This window comes from Kitasatospora sp. NPDC048662 (assembly GCF_055587065.1).
This window is the reverse complement of record NZ_JBVJHA010000009.1, coordinates 87,666-107,877: the sequence shown is the minus strand read 5'-3', so window position 1 is coordinate 107,877 and position 20,212 is coordinate 87,666. Positions and strand designations below refer to the sequence as shown.

Here is a 20,212-nt window from a genome sequence, read left to right as displayed (position 1 = left end):
TCTCAGAGGTACTGGCAGGTGGAACGGGGCAGGAAGGCACCGTGTCCGGGGCGGCCGAGGTAGTGGCCGCGGTCGAGGACGACCTCGCCGCGCGACAGCACGGTCTCCACCCGGCCGGTGACGGTGCGGCCCTCGTACGCCGAGTAGTCGACGTTCATGTGGTGGGTGGCGGCGGACAGCGTGTGGGTGGCGTGCGGGTCGTAGATCACCACGTCGGCGTCCGAGCCGGGCGCGAGGGTGCCCTTGCGCGGGTACAGGCCGAACATCCGGGCGGGCGCGGCGCAGGCGATGTCGATCCACCGGCGGCGGGTCAGGTGGCCGTCCACCACGGCCTGGTGCAGCAGGTCCATCCGGTTCTCCACGCCGGGCAGGCCGTTGGGGATCTTCGAGAAGTCGCCGCGGCCGAGCTCCTTCTGCCCCTTGAAGCAGAACGGGCAGTGGTCGGTGGAGACCACCTGGAGGTCGTCGGTGCGCAGCCCGCGCCACAGCGCCGCCTGGTGGTCCTTGGGCCGCAGGGGCGTCGAGCACACGTACTTGGCGCCCTCGAAGTCCGGTTCGGCGAGGTTGTCGGTGGACAGGAACAGGTACTGCGGGCAGGTCTCGCCGAACACCGGCAGGCCCAGGTCGCGGGCGGCGGCGAGTTCGGCGAGCGCCTCGTGGGCGGAGACGTGCACCACGTACAGCGGTGCGCCGGCCACCCGGGCGAGCTGGACGGCGCGGTGGGTGGCCTCGGCCTCCAGCAGCGCCTTGCGGACCTCGCCGTGGTGGCGGGGGTCGGTCTCGCCGCGGGCGAGAGCCTGCTCGACCAGCACGTCGATGGCGGGGCCGTTCTCGGCGTGCATCATGATCAGCGCGCCGGTCTCGGCGGCCTGCTGCATGGCGCGCAGGATCTGGCCGTCGTCGGAGTAGAAGACGCCCGGGTAGGCCATGAACAGCTTGAACGAGGTGACGCCCTCGCCGATCAGCCCGGGCATCTCGCGCAGCGTCGACTCGTTGACGTCCGACATGATCATGTGCAGGCCGTAGTCGATGGCGCAGCGCCCGTCGGCCTTGGCGTGCCAGGCGTCGAGTCCGGCGCGCAGCGAGGCGTCCTTGGACTGCACGGCGAAGTCCACGATGGTGGTGGTGCCGCCCCAGGCGGCGGCCCGGGTGCCGGTCTCGAAGGTGTCGGAGGCGTACGTCCCGCCGAACGGCAGCTCCATGTGGGTGTGGACGTCCACCCCGCCCGGAATCACGTACTTGCCGCTCGCGTCGAACACCCGCTCCGCCGCCCACTGGTGGCGTCCGGGCAGGCCGAGTGCGAGGACGGTGCCGTTCTCGATCAGCACGTCGGCGGGCATCTCCTCGGCGGCCGTGACGACCAGTCCGCCGGTGATCAGGGTCCGGGTCATCGCGCTCACGCCCCGGTCAGCGGGCCGTAGGCGTCCGGCCGGCGGTCCCGGTAGAACGCCCACTGCTGCCGGACCTGGTCGATCAGGCCGAGGTCGAGATCGCGGACGAGGAGTTCCTCGCGCTTGTCGGAGGCGACCTCGCCGACGAACTGCCCGCGCGGGTCCACGAAGTAGCTGCTGCCGTAGAAGTCGTTGTCGCCGTACTCCTCGACGCCGACCCGGTTGATCGCCGCCACGAAGTACTCGTTCGCGACGGCCGCGGCGGGCTGTTCCAGCTGCCACAGGTAGGCGGACAGGCCGCGGCTGGTGGCCGACGGGTTGTAGACGATCTCCGCCCCCGCGAGCCCGAGCGCCCGCCAGCCCTCCGGGAAGTGCCGGTCGTAACAGATGTTCACGCCGACCTTGCCGACCGCCGTGTCGAACACCGGCCAGCCGAGATTTCCGGGCTTGAAGTAGTACTTCTCCCAGAATCCGTGCACCTGCGGAATGTGATGCTTGCGGTATTTGCCGAGAAAGCGGCCGTCGGCGTCGATCACGGCGGCCGTGTTGTAGTAGAACCCGGCCTGCTCGATCTCGAAGACCGGCACCACCATCACCATTCCGAGCTCACCCGCGAGCGCACACATCCGCTGCACGGTCGGCCCGTCCGGCACCGGCTCGGCCCACCCGTAGTGCTCGGGTTCCTGCACCTGGCAGAAGTACGGCGCGTTGAACACCTCCTGGAACCCGATGATCTCCGCTCCCTGCGCGGCGGCCTCCCGTGCGGCCGTCTCGTGCGCCGCGATCATGGATTCCTTGTCGCCCGTCCACGCGGTCTGGAACAGGGCAGCCCTGACGACACGACTCATAGTCGTACTCCTCGCTCGAAGGCCCGGCGGAAGAGGCACCGTAGATCGTCGAGACTAGGAGGTGCAGGGGAAATGCCGGTGTGCCACGCGGAAGACGACGGAAATTCCGCGATTGGAACGATTTCCGGATCGTACGTTCTACGGGGCGGAATTCACCCCGCGCGTCCACCAGCGACCGCGCCCCCCGGACACCCCACCCGCCCCATGCGTCCCCGCCCGGCGCCGATGTCGAAAACGGCGGTGGCCTGGCCCGACTTCGAGTGACCGGGCGTCCGCGTCCGTCAGGCGGTCGGGGGCAGCAGGCGGTTCAGGGCGTTGCGGGTGCGGGTCGCGGCGAGCGGGTCGCGCAGGAGCTGGAGGGACTGGTTGAGCGCCAGGTAGATACCGGTCAGCTCGTGGACGATCTGCTCGGGATCGGTGTCGGCGGGCAGCTCCCCGGCCTCGATCGCGAGCCGGACCTCGCCGGCCAGGCGGCGGCGCCACACCAGCAGCAGGCGGGCGACGTTCTTGCGGACGGGCCCGTCGTGGGCGTCGAACTCGACGGCGGCGGTGGTGAACAGGCAGCCGCCGGGGAAGATCTCGCGGGCGTGCTCCAGGTACGCGATCCAGCTCTCGCAGACGGCGCGCAGCCGCCGCAGCCCGGGCTCGGCGTGCGCGGCCGGCTCCCAGACGAGGGTGGTGAACAGCGCGGACGCCCGTTCCAGGGTGGCGAGTTGGAGGGTCTCCTTGGTACCGAAGTGGCCCAGCACGCCGGCCTTGCTGAGCCCGAGATCGGTGGCGAGCCGTCCGATGGTGAGGCCTTCGAGCCCGTCCACGGACGCCAGCGCCACGCTCCGGTCGATGATCCGGGCCCGGGTCCGACGCGCCTCGGCCACGGTGTTGCGCGGGCTCATCGGTCCACCTCCGTCACGCTGCCCGGTCCGGCGGCGCCCGGTCGGCACCCCGGTCGCGAATCCTACGTGGTGCCGACCTGGCGCGGTGAACCCGTGTGCCCGGTGGATCGGCAGGTCAGGGGGCGGGCGGTGACGCGGCACGCCGAGTGGTCCGGAGGGGCTGCTTCTGAATGAACGGCCACCGCGTCCGTGGCGCGCCGAGGGCGTGGCGGGGGGAGCCGGCGGGTGAGGATGCAGCCGTCGTGCGCCGGTCCGGCGGCGCGGTCGAACCTGCAGAGAGGCGCCCATGTCCGTCGAGGAGAACAAGAGTCTGGTCCGCCGGTTCTATCGGGAGATCGATGCGGGCAACCTGGAGGCTATGGACGAGTTGGTCTCCGAGGACTACGTGGACCACTCGCCGCCGCCGTTCCCGGGGCTCGCGCCCGGGCGTGAGGGCTTGAAGCAGGCGTTCCGGCTGTTCTGGGAGGCCACACCCGGGGTGCACGAGATCGAGGACCAGATCGCGGAGGGCGACAAGGTCGTGACCCGGCTGACGGGGCGCGGGACGAGCGTGGGCGACCTGCCGGGCATCCCGGCAACCGGGCGGCCGATCACCATGACGGCGACGGTGGTCCACCGCATCGAGAACGGGAAGCTCGCCGAGAAGTGGTCGGACAAGGACATTCTCGGCTTCCTTCAGCAGCTCGATGTGATCCCGCCGCTCGGTGAGCAGTCGGAATAGGCTCCCGTGGCACCGAAACTCCTTTTCCAGGGCCCGACCGACCGACCACAGGATGGCCGCAGGATGGCCGACAGCGGCGTCAGGCTCGGCGGGCAGAGGCGGTGAGCCGCTCGGCGAGCGCGAGGACGAGGTCGCGGAGTTCGTCCGGGCGCTCGATGACGAACGGCCGGTCGAGCGAGGCGAGGACGGGAGGCAACCAGTCGAGCCGCTCTGCTCGCACTTCGACGTGGAGCCACCGCTCGGTGTGCGTGTCGCCCTCCGCCGGCGCGGCCTCCGCCACGCTCGCGACGCTGGCCGGCAGTCGGGTGCGGATCTGTTCGACCGTCCCGTGGATCCGCAGGGTCACTTCGTGCCGGTACGCAGCCTTGGCGAGCCCTGACAGGACGTGCTGGGCCGGATCGAGTCCGGCGGGCGGCTCGAACGAACCCGGCAGCGTCCTCGCGTCCGCGATGCGGTCGAGGCGGAAAGTCCGGTCCTGGCCGATCCCGGGATCGGCGCCCGTGACGTACCACCGGCCCTCATGGGTGACGATCCCGTACGGGTGCAGGGTGCGTTCGCTCCGTCGGCCGTCCCGGGTGGTGTACCTGATCGAGATCGGGCGGCGGTGGCGTACCGCATCGGCGATGGCGAGCAGGACGCCGGTCTCCGGGGTGGCGGACTCGCCGGGCGGAGCCGTGAAGGCGAGGGATTCCATGACGGCGTCGAGCCGGCGGGCCAGTCGCTCGGGCAGGACCCGGCGGATCTTGGCCGCTGCGGTCTCGCCCGCGGTCCCGGTCGCCGTCAGCAACCCCGTCCGGCGGCCGGCGACGAGGCCGAGCAGCACCGCGAGCGCCTCGTCGTCGTTGAGCATGAGCGGCGGCAGCCGGTACCCGGGGGCGAGCCGGTACCCGCCGTAACGGCCACGGACCGCCTCGACGGGGATGTCGAGCTCGACCAGGTGGTCCACGTACCGCCGCACGGTGCGCCCGTCCACGCCGAGCCGGCCGGCGAGTTCGGCCACCGTTCTGACGCCGCCCGACTGCAGGAGTTCCAGGAGGGTGAGCACGCGGCTGGTGGGTCGAGCCATGTCCAGGAGCCTAGCGCCGATACCGGACCGATTCTGTCCACTATCTGCTCTAGCGTCCGGGGGCAACGGCTTCACCGACCCGAGGAGAGCACCATGGACTTCGTTTCGACCCGGATCATCACCGACGACATCGCTCGCCTCGTCGGCTTCTACGAGCGGGCCACCGGAGTGCGGGCGGACTGGTCCACCGAGGACTTCGCCGAACTGCGGACCGCCGGCGCGACCCTCGCGATCGGCAGCACCCGCACCGTGGCACTGTTCGCCCCAGGCTCCGCCCGTCCGGCCGACAACAACTCCGTGATCATCGAATTCCTCGTCACCGACGTGGACGGCGTGCACCGGAACCTGGCCGATTCCGTCACCGACTTCGTGGCCGGGCCCACCACGATGCCCTGGGGCAACCGCTCACTCCTGCTCCGCGACCCGGACGGCAACCTCGTCAACTTCTTCACCCCTGTCACGCCGGCGGCCATCGAGAAGTTCACCCGCTGACGACAGCCCGGCCGCCCCAGCGGGGTCCGTTCCGGGCGGGTCAGCAGCCCCGGCGGGTGGCGGCGGTCGGCGGTTCGGCTTTTAGCTTCCGACCGATCGGTTGCTATATTCGCGGCCGTTGCCCCCGGCACCGGCCGGTGGCCGTTGTTGCGGAAGGGAACTGCCATGCCCGGAGTCCGTATCACTGGTCTCGGCCACCACCAGCCCGGCAGGGTGCTGACCAATGACGAGTTGGCGACCATGGTGGACACCAACGACGAGTGGATCCGGCGGCGAACGGGCATCGCCACCCGGCGGATCGCGGGGCCGGACGAGTCGGTGGCGGATCTCGCCACGACCGCCGCCGCGAAGGCGCTGGCGGCGTCGGGGCTGGACCCGGCGGAGATCGGGCAGATCACGGTGGCCACCTGCAGCGCGATGGACCGGTGCCCGTCGACCGCGGCGCAGGTCGCGGCCCGGCTGGGGATCCCGTCCGCCGTGGCGTTCGACGTGAACAACGGCTGCGCGGGCTTCTGCACCTCGCTCTCGCTGGCCGACCACTCGCTGCGCGCGGGCGCCGCCCGCCACGCGCTGGTTATCGGCGCGGAGAAGATGTCGGACGTCACCGACTGGACGGACCGCCGCAGTTGCATCCTGCTGGGCGACGGCGCGGGCGCGGCCGTCCTGTCGGCGACCGACGGCACGGAAGCCGGCGTCGGGCCGGTGGTGTGGGGGTCGGATCCCTCGCGGGCGAGCGCGGTGCGGCTGCTGGGCGACTGGCACCCGCGGTTCGAACAGGACGGGCAGGCGGTGTTCCGCTGGGCGACCACGGAACTGCCGGCGCTGGCCGAGCAGGCATGCCGGGCGGCGGGGTTGAGCCCGGCGGAGCTGGACGGGGTGGTGACGCACCAGGCGAACCTGCGCATCATCGAGTCGCTGGTGCAGAAGCTGGGCCTGTCGGAGAACGCGGTGATCGCCCGGGACGTGGTGGACTCGGGCAACACCTCGGCGGCCTCCGTCCCGCTGGCGCTGGCGAAGCTGGTGGAGCGCGGTGAACTGCGCTCCGGCGCCCGGGTGTTGCTGTTCGCCTTCGGCGGCGGCCTGTCCTGGGCCGGCCAGGTCGTCACCTGCCCCTGACGCATTCGCCGTCGCCGGGACGCCGGCTTCCGTCGGCGCAGACGACGGTCGGGGCCGGCCGACCGCCAGGGCTCAGCTCCCGTCGGTGCAGGTGATGGTCAGGCGGATGGAGTCCGGCGGCGGCGGGGAGCCGCCGTAGGGGGCGATCCACGCTCCGACGCCGGTGGCGCCGACGGCCGTGGTGTGTACGCGCTGGTCGGGCCCGAGCGGGGTGCCGTCGCCGTTGGTGACGCGCACGTCCGAGGGGTGGGTGCCGTCGGGGCAGGTCGCGACCACTCCGCTGGGGGCGCCGGTCGCGGCCACCGTCTCGGTGAACACCGCGGCCGGCCCGGCCGCCATCGCCACCGTCGCCATAGCGACAACCGCCGGGCCGGCAACTCGCTTGCGCATGGATGTCCTTCCGTCGGGTCGCCCCCAACCACGTCGGGGGCGGGCGGCCCGATCCTCCCGTAACGCACAGCAACACGCCAAGCACGTAAAGGAATCGACCGGACGGTCCGGCGGCGGCGCGGGCGGGCCGTGCGGGCCCGAGCTTTGCCCATGGTCATGCCGGACGGGCAAGATAGCGGGGTGACCCTCCTGGACCTGATGCCGAAACCCGCCACGCCCGACTCGCTGTTCGAGACCTTCGCCGAGTGGGCGTCGGAGCGCGGCATCACTCTCTACCCCGCCCAGGAGGAGGCGCTGATCGAGCTGGTCTCCGGGAACAACGTGATCCTGGCGACGCCGACCGGCTCCGGCAAGTCCCTGGTCGCGGCGGGCGCGCACTTCGCCGCGCTGGCCGAGGGGAAGCGGACGTTCTACACCGCGCCGATCAAGGCGCTGGTGTCGGAGAAGTTCTTCGACCTGTGCAAGATCTTCGGCACCGAGCAGGTCGGCATGATGACCGGCGACGCCTCGGTCAACCCGACCGCGCCGATCATCTGCTGCACCGCCGAGGTGCTGGCGCAGATCGCGCTGCACGACGGCCCGCGCGCCGACATCGGCCAGGTCGTGATGGACGAGTTCCACTTCTACGCCGAGCCGGACCGCGGCTGGGCCTGGCAGATTCCGCTGCTCGAACTCCCGCAGGCGCAGTTCCTGCTGATGTCGGCGACCCTCGGCGACGTCCGCCGCTTCGAGGAGGACCTGACCCGCCGCACCGGCCGCCCGACGGTCGCGGTGCGTTCGGCGACCCGCCCGGTGCCGCTGTTCTACGAGTACCGGCGGACGACTCTCCACGACACCCTGGAGGAGCTGCTCAACACCGGTCAGGCGCCGGTGTACGTCGTCCACTTCACGCAGAAGGAGGCGGTGGAGCGGGCGCAGTCGCTGATGAGCATCAACATGTGCTCGAAGCAGGAGAAGGAAGCGATCGCCGATCTGATCGGAAACTTCCGTTTCACCACCAAGTTCGGTCGTAACCTGTCGCGTTATGTCCGGCACGGGATCGGCGTGCATCACGCCGGCATGCTGCCGAAGTACCGCCGTCTGGTGGAGCGCCTCGCGCAGGCCGGTCTGCTGAAGGTGATCTGCGGCACCGACACGCTCGGCGTCGGCGTCAACGTGCCGATCCGCACGGTGCTGTTCACCGCGCTGTCCAAGTACGACGGGCAGCGGGTGCGGATCCTGCGGGCCCGCGAGTTCCACCAGATCGCCGGACGGGCGGGCCGGGCCGGCTTCGACACCGTCGGCCAGGTGGTGGCGCAGGCGCCGGAGCACGTGGTGGAGAACGACCGGGCGCTGGCGAAGGCCGGGGACGACCCGAAGAAGCGCAAGAAGGTGGTCCGCAAGAAGGCCCCGGACGGGTTCGTCTCGTGGACCGAGGAGACCTTCGAGCGGCTGATCGGGGCCGACCCGGAGCCGCTGGTGTCCCGGTTCAAGGTCAGCCACGCCATGCTGCTGTCCGTCATCGGCCGCCCGGGCAACGCGTTCGAGGCGATGCGCGAGCTGCTCACCGACAACCACGAGGACCGCCCGGCGCAGCGCCGTCACATCCGCACCGCGATCGCCATCTACCGCTCGCTGCTGGAGGGCGGCGTGGTGGAGCAGCTGGACGAGCCGGACTCCGAGGGCCGCACGGTGCGCCTGACGCTGGACCTGCAGGAGAACTTCGCGCTGAACCAGCCGCTGTCCACCTTCGCGCTGGCCGCGTTCGACCTGCTGGACCCGGAGTCGCCGTCGTACGCGCTGGACGTGGTCTCGGTCGTGGAGGCGACGCTCGACGACCCGCGGCAGATCCTCGCCTCGCAGGAGAACAAGGCGCGCGGCGAGGCCGTGGCGGAGATGAAGCGCGACGGCATCGAGTACGAGGAGCGGATGAACCGGCTCCAGGAGATCACGTACCCGAAGCCGCTGGAGGAGCAGCTCGGTCACGCCTATGACGTGTACCGCCGGGCGCACCCGTGGATCGGCGACCACCCGTTGCAGCCGAAGTCGGTGGTCCGCGACCTGTACGAGCGCGCCATGACGTTCACCGACTACGTGGGCTTCTACGAGCTGGCGCGCACCGAGGGCATCGTGCTGCGTTACCTGGCGGGCGCGTTCAAGGCGCTGGAGCAGACCGTCCCGGACGACATCAAGACGGACGACCTGAAGGACGTCATCGCCTGGCTGGGCGAGCTGGTCCGCCAGGTCGACTCCTCGCTGCTGGACGAGTGGGAGGCGCTGGCCAACCCGACCGAGCCGGAGGCGGGCGAGGTGCGCCTCGACGACAAGCCGGCGCCGGTCACCGCGAACTCGCGGGCGTTCCGGGTGCTGGTCCGCAACGAGCTGTTCCGCCGGGTCGAGCTGTGCGCGCTGGAGCACTACGACGAGCTGGCCGAACTCGACGGCGAGGACGGCTGGGACGCGGACCGCTGGGCGGACGCGATGGACGGGTACTGGGAGGAGTACGACGACCTGTTCACCGGCCCGAACGCGCGCGGCCCGAAGATGCTGCTGATCGAGGAGGTCGAGGACGAGGGCCTGTGGCGGGTCCGGCAGATCTTCGACGACCCGAACGGCGACCACGACTGGGGCATCTCCGCGGAGGTGGACCTGTACGGCTCCGACGAGGAGGGCCGCGCGGTCGTCAAGATCACGGCGGTGGGCGCGCACTGACGTCCCGCCGGTCGGCGGCGGCTCCGGTGTCCACCTCCGGCGCCAGGTGCCCGGAGCAGCCGTCCTCCGGCCCGCCGAGGGGGAACCGCACCAGCGGTGTTCCGTGCGTCAGGTCACTCCTTCCCGGTGCTGCACACCTGCCCCCGGTACGCCCCGGGCGGGAGTTTTCGGGCGGCGGCGTCGGGCAGTGTCTCGTCGCCCAGCGCCCGGCAGAGCGCGGCCAGCCGCGCCCCGGCGTCCGCCGCGTCGGGGCGCTGCCCGGGCTTGGGCAGGCGGGTCAGCGGATCGCGGCCGGCCACCACGGCGAGCAGGCCGGGGTCGGCCATCAGGACCGCCGGTTCGGCTTCGGTACCGAACAGGTCCAGCGTCCAGTTGCCGCCGATGGACAGGACGGGCCCGTCGTCCGGGCCGGTGGCGACGGGCCGGCTGTCAGCGATGGGGAAGGCACCGTCGGTCTGGTAGGGCACGGCGTGTGAGCCGCCGGGGGCGATCGTGACGCCGGAGGCCACCACCTGCTGGTCGCTGGTGGTGTCGCTGAGGACGTGTCCGCTCGGCAGCTCGTGCACCACCAGGTGGTGACTGACCGTCCCCCCGGCCCCGATCCGGCTCTCCACGACCGCCGCCCGGTCCGCCGTCGGGCTGACGCCGACCACCAGGCCGTCCGTGGCGGAGGCGTCCCAGTGCAGCAGTTCCCGCCCGGTGGGCGCGTCGCCGCGCAGGTCCCAGAGTCTGAGCGAGTGGACGATCGCCATGTCCCGGCCCAGGCCCTCGTTCAGGCTGAGCAGGGTGTCGCCGCCCGCGCCGAGCCAGAGTTGGCCGTTCAGGTCGCTGGGGGCGGGCATCACCTTCCTGATCCGCCCGGACGCGGTGTCCCACAGCACCACCCGCCCTGCTGTGCCGAAGGCGCCGGTGCGGGCCAGCAGCAGCGAGCCGTCGGCCGAGAAGGAGAACTGCGCGTACTGGGTCGGCAGGGTCAGTCCGTCCGCACCGGCCTGTGCGAGGTCGGGCAGTTCGAATCCTGGCAGGACCCCGCTCACGTCCAGGTCCCAGCGCAGCGGGTCGCCCTCGACCGGCCTCTCCAGCTCCCGCACGGCGCCGGTCCGCACGTCGTACAGCTCGACCGGCAGTCCCCGGGAATCGGAGTCCGCGGTGAACGGTGGGGTGTGTCCCATCGCCAGCGCCGAGCCGTCCGGGCTGACGCCGATCACGGCGGCGCGGCGGCCGGTGGGCTGCCGGTGCACGCCGTCGGTGCCGAGGCGGAGCACCACCGCGGTGCCGTCCCCGGCCCACCCGACGACCATCCGTCCCGAGGCGTCGGTGAGCATCGCGGCGGGCAGTGCGCCGGTCAGCCCGGCGAGTGGCGACTCGGAGCTCGGGTAGCGGGGCACGAGCAGGTCGGCGAAGCCGTACTTGGCGTACATCTCGCCGAGCCGGGCCCGGGTCTGCTCGGTGTCGCGGGTGCGGTAGGCGCGCATCGCCAGCAGCAGCGCGGTGTAGGACGAGCCGCGGTCGGTGACGAAGGCGCCGTCGGCGTCCCGGGACTGCTGCACCAGCACCTCGGAGGCGGTGGTCGCCGCCTCGTCCCGGACGGTGTCCTGCCAGGCCCACGTTCCCAGTCCCACGAGCAGGCCGAGAACGACCGTCAGGGCCACCGCCGTGCTCCATCGCCGATGACTGCCGCGCACGCTCGCCGCGATGAACTCCCGTTCGGTGGGCGGCAGTTCGTCGGCACGGCGGCGCTGCCAGGTGCGGGCGTCGCGCAGTTCGGCGCCGCGCAGCAGGCGGCGGGCCGGACGGCCGTCGCCCTGCCAGCGGCCGATCCGCCGGCGCAGGTCGGCCTGCCAGGTGCGGAACTCGCGGTCCGCCTCGAACCAGCCGCGCAGGCGGTCCCAGTGGGTGAGCAGCACCTCGTGGGCGAGTTCGACGGTCTCCTCGGGCGGCCCGTCGGCGGGGAGGTACTCGGCGCCGGGGACGATCAGCCGGGTGGTCAGCAGGCGCTGGGCGATCCGCCACTGGCGGTCGTTCAGGTCGGAGCGGGCGGCGGTCCGCCGGGTCGGGGCGGTGCCGTCGCCGCCGGGTTGCACGAGCTGGACCAGCAGGGCGCGGGCCGCCCGCTGCTCGTCCTCGCTCAGGCTGCCCGTCCACAGCTGCTCGGCGTGCCTGGCCAGTGCTTGGCCGACGCCGCCGAGGGCCTCGTACGCGGTGTGGCCGATGGCGCCGTCCTGCTGGCGGTCCCACAGCTCGGCGAGGGTGAAGGCGAGCAGCGGCAGCCGGCCGGGGTCGCCGCCGAGGTCGCCGAGGAGCCGGTCGACCAGCCCCGGCTCGTAGCGGACGCCGGTGCCCTCCAGTGGCCGCTGCACGGCGGCGCGCAGTTCGCTGTCGGTCATCGCGCCCACGGTGACCAGGCGGTCGCCGCCGAACAGCGGGGCGAGGCCGGGGTGGGTGAGCGCGGCGGTGAGGAAGTCGCTGCGCAGGACGGTGACCACGCGCAGCGGGGAGCCGGGGCGCAGGGCGGCGGCGAGGGCGGCCGCCAGCGTGTCGAGGTCGGTGGCTTCGGTGCCGCTGAGGGCCTCCTCGAACTGATCGACCATCAGCAGCAGGCGGTCCTTGCCCTGCCGGGCGAGCAGCCGGTCGGTCAGTTCGGGCAGTCGGCCGTCCCGCAGCAGCTCGGTGAGGGCGGGGAGTTCGGCCAGCCGGGCGGTCTCGCTGAGGGCCGGTTCGAGGGCGGGCAGCAGGGCTGCCGCGAGCGCCTCGACCGGGCTTCGGCCGTGCTGCCCCGGGCGGAGCGTCACCACGTGGAGTCCGTCCTGGCGGCGCAGCCCGGGCAGCACTCCGGCGTGCACCAGCGAGGACTTCCCGCAGCCCGACGGCCCGACGACGCCCAGCACGGGCGCCCAGGCGAGCTGGTCGACGATCCGCCCGGTGAGCTGTTCGCGGCCGTGGAACCGGTCGGCGTGGCGTTCCGCGAACGGCTCCAGTGCCCGGAACGGGCTCACCGGCCGGGCGGCCGGGCCGAGTTCGGGGCGGCCGGCGCGCAGCGTCTCGGTGGGGATCAGGTACGCGGACCGGCCGCCGCCCGCGCCGTCGGCCGCGACCACCATGCCGACCACGCCACCCTCGGCGACGTCCCACACCGGTGCGCCGGAGAAGCCGGGGCGCACCCGGTGCTGCCCGGCCGGGTCGGTGTCGTACTGGTACCAGCCGGCCGCCGTCCGCCCGCGCAGCCACCCGACGCTCCACACCCCGTCGTCGTGCCCGGCCGGGAACCCGAACGTCCGTACCCGCCGGTCGGATGCCGCGCCCTGCTCCACCACCCTGGCCGAGGCTGCCCGGGCGGGCGCGGCCTCGACCAGGCGCAGCACCGCGACGTCACCCGACCCGTCCGGGGCGATCGGCGTCCACCCGGTGACCTCGGCGGCCGTCCGCCGCCCCGGCGCGACCAGGGGGAAGTCCACCTCCAGCCGACCGCCCGGCGCCTGCGCCGCGTCCGCCGCCACGCCGAGCACCCGGGCCACCACGTGCGCGCAGGTGACCACGTCGCGCCGCCCCACCAGGAACCCGGCCCCCTCCGGCCGCCCGTCCCGGCCGAGGACCCTCACCACCGAGGTGTCGCTCGGCGCGGCAGTGCCAGGCTCCATCCGCCTCACCCCCGAGGCAAGGAATTCTAATGCAGCGTCAAAATCCTTACCAGACAGCCTCGTTCACATTCACAGTGGCGCATCGGGAAGTCGGCGTGCGGTGCGTGACCCTTGCCACCGCACGCTAGTGACGGCCACTGGCGCTCAGCCGCTCCAGCCGTTCCACGATCGCTCGGGCGCACTCGGACGGGGGTGTGCGGGTGGTGTCCACCTCCAGGTCGTAGTGGACGCCGTGGTGCACCCGCAGGGCCTGGTCGGCGGCCATGCCCGGGGTGCGGTCGGGCCGGGCGCGCTCGCGGGCGGTCGCGGCGGCCGGGTCGCAGCGGACCCCGACCCAGAGCACCTCCAGGCCCAACAGTGCTTCACGCCAACGGTGTTGGGAGTCCGCCCCGGAGAGGAACACGTCGTCCACGAGGACCCGCGCACCCGCCCGGGCGGTGGCGGCGACGCCGGCCATCCAGGCGGCTTCCAGTCGGCGGAAGGTGTCGCCGACGGTGACGGCGCCGTCGCCGCCGAGGTCGATCCCGGCGTCCTCCGCCAGCAGGGCGGGCGGCATCGCCTCGATCAGGCCGTCGATCCCGAAGGTCAGCCAGGGCTCCGGCAGCCGGTCCTGGAGCGAGCGCGCCAGGCTGCTCTTCCCGCTGCTGGAGCCGCCGTTGAGCACGATCACCCGAATGGTCACCGGGCCACCCTATCTGCCCCTATCACCACTGGTGTGCGGCGAAGTCCACCGGGCTGGAGACCAGTTGGGCGGCGTGGGCGACCAGTGCGCCCAACTGCTCGGCCATCTGCCCGGGCGTCAGCTGCTTGCGGTCGCCGTGTCCCGGGAGCATCCATTCGAAGTGCAGCAGGGGCGCGACGCGGGCCAGCGAGGCGGCCTGCTCCTCGATCGAGTACCAGGTGACGTGTTCGGCGACGGCCAACGCGCCGGCGGTGCGCGACCAGTAGATGCTGTCGCCGCTGAAGCAGTACCGCCGGTCGGCGAGGTAGAGCACACTGCCCTCGGTGTGGCCCGGCACCGGGTGGGCGGTCACGCCGTCGGCGATCTCGACCGGATCGGTGCCGCGCAGCACCCGGTCGGCGTCCGGCGCGGCGGCCGAGTCGCCTTCGTGGATCCACAGTCGGGCCTTGAAGCGGTCCGCGTAGCTGCGGCCGTGCGCGGCGTGGTCCCGGTGGGTCAGCAGGACGTCCGTCACCCGCCCGACCGCCTCGTAGCGGGCGGCGAGCGACTCCGACCAGCGCGGCGTGTCGATCATCATCACGGTGCCGTCCGGCCGCCGCAGCAGATAGGAGTTGGCGCCGGCCGTCTGCCGCGAATTGTGGCCGCAGAGCAGGACGTTCTCGTCGATCGCCAGCGGGAACGGGTCGGCCGCCGCGTCCAGCGGCCCCGAGTGCCGGCGGATCGAACGGGTGTGGCAGGCGAACGCGGCCGCGTTCAACTGCGCCCGCTCGGCGGCGTCGCGCGGCTGGCGCACCACCTCCGAACCCCGGCCCACCTGCACGATCAGGTCGGGTGCGAGCTGCCGCGCCACATCACACCCGGTGCATCGATCGTCCACATACCAGTCTTCGCCCATGGCAGTGCCCCCACTTCGTTCCGATGAATCGTCAACGAGCCAGATCGGCCCGGCACATCAAGATTCACCCGAACAGACCGGAAAGGGGAAGAGTCACAGATCTTGTACTTCGGGCGACGAGGCTCTCTACAGCCGGAACGGGACGGGTTCGTGCCGGACGTCCATCGGCCGGCTCAGCGCGGGGCCAGGCCGTCCACCACCAGATCGACCAGGGAGCCCAGGAAGGCGGGGGTGACGGGTTCGCCGAGCAGCAGGTGGCGGGCGAACAGCGGGCTCATCAGCGCCTCGACCGCCGCCCGGGGATCGGCGTCCGAGCGGATCTCGCCGCGTTCGGCGGCCCGGCGCAGCAGGATCTCGGCGCGTTCCAGCCGCTCGGCCCAGTAGGCGTCGCGGCCGCTGCGGGTCTCGGCGGTGGCCGGGGCGATGCTCAGGTGGAGCAGCGCCGGACCCTCCGGGGTGTCGAGGAACGCGCCCAGGGCGGTGAGGAGTTGGCGCAGGTCCTCACGCAGGCTGCCGGTGTCGGGCAGCGGCAGGGCGTGGTCGGTGTAGTCGGCGAGGGCCTCGCGGAGCAGGTGCTCGCGGGTGCCCCAGTTGCGGTAGACAGACGTCTCGTGCACGCCGGCGGCGGCCGCGACGGCCGAGACGCTGGCGGCGTCGAGTCCGCCCTCGGCGAGCAGCCGCACGGTGGCGTCGAGCACGGCCCGCCGCATCGCGGCGCCGCGCCGACGCAGCGGGGTGGCGGCCCTGCCCTCGGCCGCGTCCGTCCCCGTAGGTCCCACCGGCTTCTCCTTCGACACGCCCGAAGCCTAACGCAGGCCTCCTTGCATTGCCGTGTGTCGCGTCGTAGCCTCGGCAATGCAAGTCGCCTTGCGATACACCTCGGGCAGGGCGCTGCGGCAACGAGGCCGCCGACACGTACGCCGCCGGCCGGAGAGGATCGACCATGGCCCGGATGCGTGCCGTCCGCCTGCACCTGCCCACCCGCAAGCTGAGCGTCGAGGAGGTGGAGCGCCCAGTCCCCGGCGCCGGCCAGGTGCTGATCAGGGTGGAGGCGGCCGGCGTCTGCCTGTCCGACGTCCACCTGATCGACGGCTCGCTCACCCCGCTGTACCTCCCCGGCGAGAGCGTCACCCTCGGACACGAAGTCGCGGGCACCGTCGCCGAGTTGGGCGAGGACGCGGGCGCCTGGCAGATCGGCGACCGGGTGGTGCTGCAGGCCGGCGAGAAGCGCGACGGCATCACCTGGACGCGCGGCGTGGACTACGACGGCGGCTGGGCCGAGTACGCGCTCGCCCGCAAGGACACCCTGGTCCGGCTGCCCGAGTCGATCCCGTTCGAACAGGGCTCGATCATTCCGGACGCGGTCTCCACCCCGTGGGCCGCCATCACCACCACCGGCCAGGTGCGCCCGGCCGAGCCGGTCGGCGTCTGGGGCGTCGGCGGCCTCGGCGCGCACGGCGTGCAGCTGCTGCGGGCGATCGGCGCGAACCCGGTCATCGCCGTGGACCCCTCCCCCGCCGCCCGCGAACGGGCTCTCGCCTTCGGTGCGGATGTGGTCCTCGACTCCGCCGACCCGCAGCTCGCCGCGAAGATCGGCGCCGCGACCGGCGGGGCCGGCCTGGCCGCCGCCTTCGACTTCGCCGGTGTCCCGGCCGTCCGCGAGCAGGCGCTGGCCGTCCTCGGGGCGCACGGGCGCCTGATCCTCGTCGGCCTGACCGACCAGCCGCTGACGGTCGCCAACAGCGTCCGTTTCTCCTACCTCCAGCAGCAGATCCTGGGCCACTACGGCTCGGAGGAGAACGCCGTCCCGCAGCTGATCTCCCTCGCCGCCGGCGGCCGACTCGACTTCTCCCGCTCGGTCAGCGAGGTGCTCCCGCTGGAGCAGGCCGCGGCGGCCGTCGAGCGCCTGCACACCAAGCAGGGCAACCCGATCCGCCTGATCCTCAAGCCCTGACACTTCGCCGGTTCGCACCCGGCCCGGCCCGTCCCGTCGAGAGCGGGGCGGGCCGGGCCGGCTCTGTGCCTCAGGCCGGGCGGGCCGGCCGAGGCGGAATCGTTTCCGCGGTCCCGGCGGCCTGGCGAAAACCCTCCCGGTGGGCGGGTACCCAGGCCGCGTCCGGTCGTTCAGGTCCGGGCCGAAGGCGCGCACGGAGGCCGGATCGGGCTCGACCGTCAGTACGGTGTGCGCGGCGACGAGCTCCCGTGCCCGGTGGAGCAGCTCGCGCGGGAACAGGTTCGCCTCCCCCGTCCTACCCACTCGTGCTCGACGGCCACAGGCGCGAAGCCGTCCTCGATCAGTTGGCCCACGTCCCATGCGTATGCCACAGCGGGAGCGTGGCGACGGGCGCTCCGGCCGTGCGAAGGAATTTCGTTCGCTCTCGGGCGGGTGTGCGGTGAATGATCGACGGATGACACTGCACGAGGACGAGATCCCGGCCGACGAAGCCCTGGTCCGCCGGCTGTTGGCCGAACAGCGGTCGGAGTGGGCCGGGTTGCCGATCCGCGCAGCCGGGTCCGGGACGGACAATCGGATGTTCCGGCTCGGGGGCGAGTTGCTGGTGCGGTTGCCGCGGACGCCGGGGACGGCGGAGGCGGTGCGCAAGGAGCAGAGGTGGTTGCCCAGGCTGGCGCCGGAGTTGGCGTGCGAGGTGCCGGAGCCGGTGCATGAGGGGGTGCCGGGGGGTGGGTTCCCGTTGCCGTGGTCGGTGTACCGATGGATCGAGGGCACCGAACCGGGGCCCGGTTCGGTGCCCGACTGGGGCGCGTTCGGGGCGGAGTTGGCGGGGGCGGTCCGCAGCCTGCACACCGCCCCGCTGCCGCCCGAGGCCGAGCGGGGCGGCCTGCACTGGTACCGGGGTGGGGAGTTGACGCCCTGCGCCGACTGGGTCGATGAGTGTTTCGCGCAGGCCCGCACCCTGCCGGGCCTCGACCTGGACCTCGACCGCCTGCAGGCGATCTGGCGCGGGGCGCTCGACCTCCCCGCCCCGGCCGGACCCCGGGTGTGGCTGCATGGGGACTTGAAGCCGTCCAACCTGCTGGTCCGGGACGGCCGACTGCACGCGATCATCGACTTCGGCGGCCTGTCGATCGGCTTCCCGGACGCCGAACACGCCCCGCTGTGGGACATGCCAGCGGCCGCCCGCCACGCCTACCGGGACGCGCTGGGCGTCAACGAGCCGACGTGGCAACGGGCTTGTGGCTGGGCGGTGGCCGTGGCGATCAGCGGAGTGCCGTACTACTGGCACACCGACCCGGCGTTCGTCGCCGAGTGCGTCGCCCGCCTGCGCGCCGTCCTGGACGACCCGGCCGGGCTGTGACCGAAGCGAGCGCCTCCGCCGCCGATCACCGCTCGGGCACCACCGCATGGCTCAGCACGGAGAGTTCGAACGGGCGCAGCGCGTCCGTCCGTTCCTCCCACAGGTGGGTGTCCACGGCATCGCGCTGGCGCAGGTGGCTGAGCGGGCGCAGGCCGTGGGTGCGCAGCAGGGTCTCCATCTCCTCGACGGTGAGGAAGGTCCGCCACGGCTCACCGCCCTCCGCGGCTGCGGCCTGCACGTGCTCGGCATAGGTCTGCCCGGCCGGGTCGCGGTGTTCCGCGGGGAGCAGGTGCTCAGCGATCAGTTCAGTGCCGGGCGCGAACTCGCCGATGGTGGAGAGGACTTGGCCGATCGCCTCGACGCTCAGGTACATGGTGACGCCCAGCCAGCCGACCACGGCCGGTCGGTGCGGGTCGAAGCCGGCGGCCGTCAGCGCTGCGGTCAGTGCGCGCGCCCCGCCCTGTTCGAGGTCGAACGGAACGAAGGACACCGTGTGTGGGACGGTGATTCCGGCGTCGGTCAGCCGGTTCCGCTTCCAGTTCTGGGTGTGGGGGTGGTCAACCTCGAACACCCGGACACTGTGGGCGAGTTCGCTGCGGCAGGCGAAGGAGTCCAGACCGGCGCCGAGCAAAACGTACTGGTCGATGCCGCGCAGGGTCACCGCCTCGGCGAGGCGGTCCTCGGTGCAGCGGCTGCGGGTGACGGCGGTGGTGCGGGCACCGGCCAGGATCGGGTGGCTGCCGAACTCGCGGTGATAATCGAGCAGTTGCTCGGCGGCCTCACCAATGAGGGTGGCGGCGAGGGTGTCGGCGAAGATCGGCGGCTGTTGGTCGACGAGCAGGTGGGCCGCTCGGGCGGCGGCCGACATCAGGGCGGTGCGGCTGGGCCGGTGTGCGTGACTGTCCATGACCCGGAACACTAATGCCAATTTCTGACATCATATCATATTTGGGAATTTTTCGACAGTGCTATTCAGTATGCTTTCCGCAACAATTCCCCGACGGATCGGTGGTCGCAGGCGGCAGGCAGGTGCAATGGCTTTCCCTCCCGCCTTTCCGGCCCCGCTGCACCGAATCGACGAGCGCTCCGCCCCCCCCCACAACGAAGTGACGCCTCAGCCCCCGCGTGTTGCCCCTCCGGGTGCCGTCCGGCTGCTCCCTGGTGCAGGGCTTGGCCATCACGCCACCACCCCGGCGAGCGAGGTCGTTTGGGTCGTCCTACGCTTTTGCCCTGGACGTCACCCCCATCGCCCCGGACGCCGAGGCGCACCCGTATCAGCAGATTGCGGCGGACATCATCCGGGCCATTCCAAGTCTTCATGCGGGCGAGGACGTGGGAGACCCCCGGGGGCCATGTCTTCTGCCTCCTGCGCGCCCGCAGCCCGGCCGGCTGATCGGTCCGGTCCGGCGGGCTATGCCGAATTGCTGTGCGGGGACCAACCTGCCTCGGTGACCCAGGAGTTGGCGACGGTGATGACGAGGTCGACGACCGGATCCTTGACGTCGGCGTAGGTGTCGAGGTCGCCGACCGCACCGGCGAGGACGGTCTTGAAGTGGGCGTAGGCGGGCACCGCTTCGGGATGCGCGCGGAACCAGTCGCGGAAGAGGAGCGCGAGGCGTTCGTTGGGGGAGCCGAGCAGGCGGACGTGGAGGTTGCAGTCGGCGTCGGCGTGTCCGCGGCGCAGCCACAGGCGCTTGGCCCACCGCGCGGGGTCGTCGTCGAGTCCGGCCGGGACGTGGTCACGTTGGTACGGGGAACGCCGGAATCCCCTCGCGGCCAAGGGCTGGTCGAAGGCGCGTTCGGCTTCGGCGAGGTCGGTGACGGTGATCTGGAGGTCGAGGACCGGCTTCGCGGCCATGCCGGGGATCGCGGTGCTGCCGATGTGTTCGATGTGCACGGGCAGCGGCGCGAGTGCCGAGCGCAACTCGGTTGCGAGGGCGAGTGCGTGTGCCTGCCAGGCTGGATCGTAGGGGGCGACGACGATGGGTTGGGTGTCAGTGGCCATTCGCCCCACTGTAGGTGATCGGTTGGATCCTTCGAGCGTGCAGGCCGGGCCGGAACTCCAGGCTTCC

17 protein-coding genes are annotated in these 20,212 nt (G+C 72.2%); 6 read left to right on the top strand and 11 right to left on the bottom strand.

The window, feature by feature from the left end:
* Window positions 1–2 precede the first annotated feature (2 nt).
* The 3 genes from hydA to ACZ6R9_RS23830 form a co-directional block, all read right to left on the bottom strand.
* A complete protein-coding gene (hydA, locus tag ACZ6R9_RS23840; protein ID WP_465540210.1) occupies window positions 3–1,391 on the bottom strand; it encodes a dihydropyrimidinase in 1,389 nt (462 codons plus the stop codon).
* 5 nt (window positions 1,392–1,396) lie between these two features.
* A complete protein-coding gene (locus ACZ6R9_RS23835; RefSeq protein WP_465540208.1) occupies window positions 1,397–2,239 on the bottom strand; it encodes a nitrilase-related carbon-nitrogen hydrolase in 843 nt (280 codons plus the stop codon).
* A 281-nt stretch (window positions 2,240–2,520) separates the two neighbouring features.
* The gene (locus tag ACZ6R9_RS23830; protein WP_465540206.1) at window positions 2,521–3,132 is read right to left on the bottom strand and encodes a TetR/AcrR family transcriptional regulator; all 612 of its coding nucleotides are present in this window, start codon (window positions 3,130–3,132) and stop codon (window positions 2,521–2,523) included.
* A 286-nt stretch (window positions 3,133–3,418) separates the two neighbouring features.
* On the opposite strand from ACZ6R9_RS23830, the gene ACZ6R9_RS23825 reads away from it, so the two are divergent.
* On the top strand, window positions 3,419–3,853 hold the full coding sequence (locus ACZ6R9_RS23825; RefSeq protein WP_465540204.1) for an ester cyclase: 435 nt from the start codon (window positions 3,419–3,421) through the stop codon (window positions 3,851–3,853).
* Between the two features lie 79 nt (window positions 3,854–3,932).
* On the opposite strand, the gene ACZ6R9_RS23820 is transcribed toward ACZ6R9_RS23825, so the two are convergent.
* Window positions 3,933–4,919: a helix-turn-helix transcriptional regulator gene (locus tag ACZ6R9_RS23820; protein ID WP_465540202.1), complete on the bottom strand. Its 987-nt coding sequence runs from the start codon at window positions 4,917–4,919 to the stop codon at window positions 3,933–3,935.
* Between the two features lie 93 nt (window positions 4,920–5,012).
* Here ACZ6R9_RS23820 and ACZ6R9_RS23815 point away from each other — a divergent pair, with 93 nt between their 5' ends.
* On the top strand, window positions 5,013–5,411 hold the full coding sequence (locus ACZ6R9_RS23815; RefSeq protein ID WP_465540201.1) for a VOC family protein: 399 nt from the start codon (window positions 5,013–5,015) through the stop codon (window positions 5,409–5,411).
* A gap of 165 nt (window positions 5,412–5,576) precedes the next feature.
* On the top strand, window positions 5,577–6,527 hold the full coding sequence (locus ACZ6R9_RS23810) for a beta-ketoacyl-ACP synthase III (protein ID WP_465540199.1): 951 nt from the start codon (window positions 5,577–5,579) through the stop codon (window positions 6,525–6,527).
* A 72-nt stretch (window positions 6,528–6,599) separates the two neighbouring features.
* Here ACZ6R9_RS23810 and ACZ6R9_RS23805 read toward each other — a convergent pair whose 3' ends face one another.
* Entirely contained in the window at window positions 6,600–6,917 is a 318-nt protein-coding gene (locus tag ACZ6R9_RS23805) for a hypothetical protein (RefSeq protein ID WP_465540197.1), read from the bottom strand.
* 156 nt (window positions 6,918–7,073) lie between these two features.
* On the opposite strand from ACZ6R9_RS23805, the gene ACZ6R9_RS23800 reads away from it, so the two are divergent.
* Window positions 7,074–9,608, top strand: coding sequence for a DEAD/DEAH box helicase (locus ACZ6R9_RS23800; RefSeq protein ID WP_465540196.1), 2,535 nt, complete (start codon window positions 7,074–7,076; stop codon window positions 9,606–9,608).
* Window positions 9,609–9,721: 113 nt separating this feature from the next.
* Here ACZ6R9_RS23800 and ACZ6R9_RS23795 read toward each other — a convergent pair whose 3' ends face one another.
* The 4 genes from ACZ6R9_RS23795 to ACZ6R9_RS23780 all read right to left on the bottom strand — a co-directional run bounded on the left by ACZ6R9_RS23795 (window position 9,722) and on the right by ACZ6R9_RS23780 (window position 15,533).
* Window positions 9,722–13,246: an nSTAND1 domain-containing NTPase gene (locus ACZ6R9_RS23795; protein ID WP_465540194.1), complete on the bottom strand. Its 3,525-nt coding sequence runs from the start codon at window positions 13,244–13,246 to the stop codon at window positions 9,722–9,724.
* Window positions 13,247–13,370: 124 nt separating this feature from the next.
* On the bottom strand, window positions 13,371–13,928 hold the full coding sequence (gene cpt, locus ACZ6R9_RS23790; RefSeq protein WP_465540191.1) for a chloramphenicol phosphotransferase CPT: 558 nt from the start codon (window positions 13,926–13,928) through the stop codon (window positions 13,371–13,373).
* A 22-nt stretch (window positions 13,929–13,950) separates the two neighbouring features.
* The gene (locus ACZ6R9_RS23785) at window positions 13,951–14,823 is read right to left on the bottom strand and encodes an MBL fold metallo-hydrolase (RefSeq protein WP_465540189.1); all 873 of its coding nucleotides are present in this window, start codon (window positions 14,821–14,823) and stop codon (window positions 13,951–13,953) included.
* Window positions 14,824–14,996: 173 nt separating this feature from the next.
* On the bottom strand, window positions 14,997–15,533 hold the full coding sequence (locus ACZ6R9_RS23780) for a TetR-like C-terminal domain-containing protein (RefSeq protein WP_380479250.1): 537 nt from the start codon (window positions 15,531–15,533) through the stop codon (window positions 14,997–14,999).
* Window positions 15,534–15,766: 233 nt separating this feature from the next.
* On the opposite strand from ACZ6R9_RS23780, the gene ACZ6R9_RS23775 reads away from it, so the two are divergent.
* Both ACZ6R9_RS23775 and ACZ6R9_RS23770 read left to right on the top strand, forming a co-directional pair.
* Entirely contained in the window at window positions 15,767–16,777 is a 1,011-nt protein-coding gene (locus ACZ6R9_RS23775; protein ID WP_465540187.1) for a zinc-binding dehydrogenase, read from the top strand.
* A 454-nt stretch (window positions 16,778–17,231) separates the two neighbouring features.
* Window positions 17,232–18,140, top strand: coding sequence for an aminoglycoside phosphotransferase family protein (locus ACZ6R9_RS23770; RefSeq protein WP_465540185.1), 909 nt, complete (start codon window positions 17,232–17,234; stop codon window positions 18,138–18,140).
* Window positions 18,141–18,165: 25 nt separating this feature from the next.
* On the opposite strand, the gene ACZ6R9_RS23765 is transcribed toward ACZ6R9_RS23770, so the two are convergent.
* Window positions 18,166–19,047, bottom strand: coding sequence for a class I SAM-dependent methyltransferase (locus ACZ6R9_RS23765; RefSeq protein ID WP_465540183.1), 882 nt, complete (start codon window positions 19,045–19,047; stop codon window positions 18,166–18,168).
* A 504-nt stretch (window positions 19,048–19,551) separates the two neighbouring features.
* Entirely contained in the window at window positions 19,552–20,145 is a 594-nt protein-coding gene (locus tag ACZ6R9_RS23760; protein ID WP_465540181.1) for a GrpB family protein, read from the bottom strand.
* Window positions 20,146–20,212: the final 67 nt, after the last annotated feature.